At 62.0% G+C, this 1,778-nt stretch carries 3 protein-coding genes; 1 reads left to right on the top strand and 2 read right to left on the bottom strand.

Going from position 1 to position 1,778, the window contains the following annotated elements; translation table 11 throughout:
- Window positions 1-349 precede the first annotated feature (349 nt).
- Both KHC28_RS27125 and KHC28_RS28070 read right to left on the bottom strand, forming a co-directional pair.
- Complete coding sequence (locus tag KHC28_RS27125) at window positions 350-751, bottom strand: glycoside hydrolase family protein (protein ID WP_214011524.1); 402 nt, start codon at window positions 749-751, stop codon at window positions 350-352.
- 186 nt (window positions 752-937) lie between these two features.
- Window positions 938-1,048, bottom strand: coding sequence for a peptidoglycan-binding domain-containing protein (locus tag KHC28_RS28070; RefSeq protein WP_376772809.1), 111 nt, complete (start codon window positions 1,046-1,048; stop codon window positions 938-940).
- Window positions 1,049-1,529: 481 nt separating this feature from the next.
- On the opposite strand from KHC28_RS28070, the gene KHC28_RS27130 reads away from it, so the two are divergent.
- Window positions 1,530-1,685 carry a hypothetical protein gene (locus KHC28_RS27130; protein ID WP_214011525.1) on the top strand — a complete coding sequence of 52 codons (156 nt, stop codon included), beginning with the start codon at window positions 1,530-1,532 and terminating at the stop codon, window positions 1,683-1,685.
- Window positions 1,686-1,778 lie beyond the last annotated feature (93 nt).

The raw sequence follows: 1,778 nt of genomic DNA on the forward strand, positions 1-1,778 counted from the left end.
TGACCGCCCATTCTTCGTCGGTAAGTTCGTGACGGCGCATCTCTTAGACTCCCGGTTCGGGAGCTTGAATCACGACAAAAACCGCCGCGCAAATTTACGGGGCCACTGCCTAGCATCACCCGCGACAGGTACCATGGCTCATTGTTCGTCTGGTTGATAGCGACGGCCGCCGTCTCCTTCGCCACTTCCTTGGCGATGACGACTGCATCGGCGCCGCCGAGTCAGGAAGCGGTCTGCGCCACCGCCTACTACGTTGCCGCTGGGATGACGAGTGGCAGCGGGGCAGGCACGGCCGTGGCGACCTTCTGGGTCGCGGTCATGATGATCTTCGATGTGGGAGATCAGTCGGCTAGGCTGATTGGCCGGGTGTCGGTCGATCGGGCCCTGGGCAGCGAGTCGTATAGCGCGTGGCGAACTGGTCGGCCTCGGCGGTGCGGTGGTACAAGATCTCGGCGGCCTTGCACCACATCAGGATGGCAGCGCGTATGCGGGCTAGCCTCTCGCCGCCGTTGATGTGCGTCACGAAGGCCGAACAGGAGAAGCCGCTCTGCCCAATGTTATCGCAAAGCGCCCCCAGCGCATCGAACTGGTGATCAGCGAGCGGCACCTTGATGGAGACGCGCTTTGTCACCTCATACTTGACGATGTCGCGCGCAACGATGACATAGACTTCTGCTATGGTAACCGTCGGACCTGAATGACGGATCGGCGCCGGAAGCTGCCGTGTGACCGATGCCGACTGTCCACACACCGACGCTGCCCTTGTAGGCCTTCAGCTTGCGCGCGTCCCGGCCGGCTAGCACGGCGAGCCTAATCGTGCTCATGCTCTGGCGAGCCGGCCCCGGCGTGAGGTCAACGACGTTCCGCGCCGCCAGCGCGGCAGCGAGCGCCATCGCCGTCTTCGGGCCGGGGATGCCGTCCAGACAGTGGCCCGCCGTCAGGAGGAAAGCGACAACCGCTGCTTCCGTCTTCTGCCCCACTGCCCATCGATCGGCCCCGGCGCATTGCCGAGCGCCATCAGCTGCGTTTGCAGCTCAGATGTGTTCATCTTCGTGCTCCAACTGCTTGAAAAACGGGCTTGGTTGGACGAGGTTTTGATAGATAACCTGGGCCGTCGATGCCTCAATTCTCCCAACTCGCAGGTATTGGCGGGCCGGACGCGTGTGATCAGCGCGTCCGGCCACCTGCGGGTCGCGTACGTGATGGCGAGCCTGCCTCTGGCCCGCTTCAGAATGAAAAGTCGCCTTGAATGGTCGCGTGGCAGAGCGCGAACTTCGCAGAGACCTGTTGGCGGGCACCGAGGCCCAACTGGTCTGGCCGGGCATGCGCCCCCTGCCCGGCCTTTGCCTTCAGGGATGGCCTGCAGGCCGCTATGCCCCCGAGCGCATTGGGCACAGGCCCAGGCCGAAATCGGACTAGATCAGACGCAATAAATGTGTAAATTCGAATCGCGCTAATGTTGCGTTACGTGAGTCTGCTCGCAGAAGATGTATAACGCGGTAACCACCCGCGTCGAAGGAGGCCCCGGAATGATAGCGAACGCGACCGAAATCGACGCCGTCATCGAGAAGCTTGAAACGGCGGTAATCGCCGACAAGATGGCCCGGAGCGACGAATTCGGTGTCAAACGGCGTTGGAACGGGCCCCTTGATCGGCGTGCAAAAGGGGCTCTGACTCACTTTTGATGGAGTTGAGCGTCTGGCTGGCATTGGTTCATGTGGAGAAACAATGCCATGGGTCAGCATTTACGGGTCTCGGAGTTGGTGCCGCGCGGGTTT

Origin of the sequence: Ancylobacter sonchi, assembly GCF_018390695.1 — a bacterium.
In the GTDB taxonomy this organism is placed as follows: Bacteria; Pseudomonadota; Alphaproteobacteria; order Rhizobiales; family Xanthobacteraceae; genus Ancylobacter; species Ancylobacter sonchi.

Coding starts and splice junctions, on each gene's coding strand:
- KHC28_RS27130 (WP_214011525.1), top strand. CDS start 1,530: ATGATAGCGAACGCGACCGAAATCGACGCCGTCATCGAGAAGCTTGAA.
- KHC28_RS28070 (WP_376772809.1), bottom strand. CDS start 1,048: ATGAACACATCTGAGCTGCAAACGCAGCTGATGGCGCTCGGCAATGCG.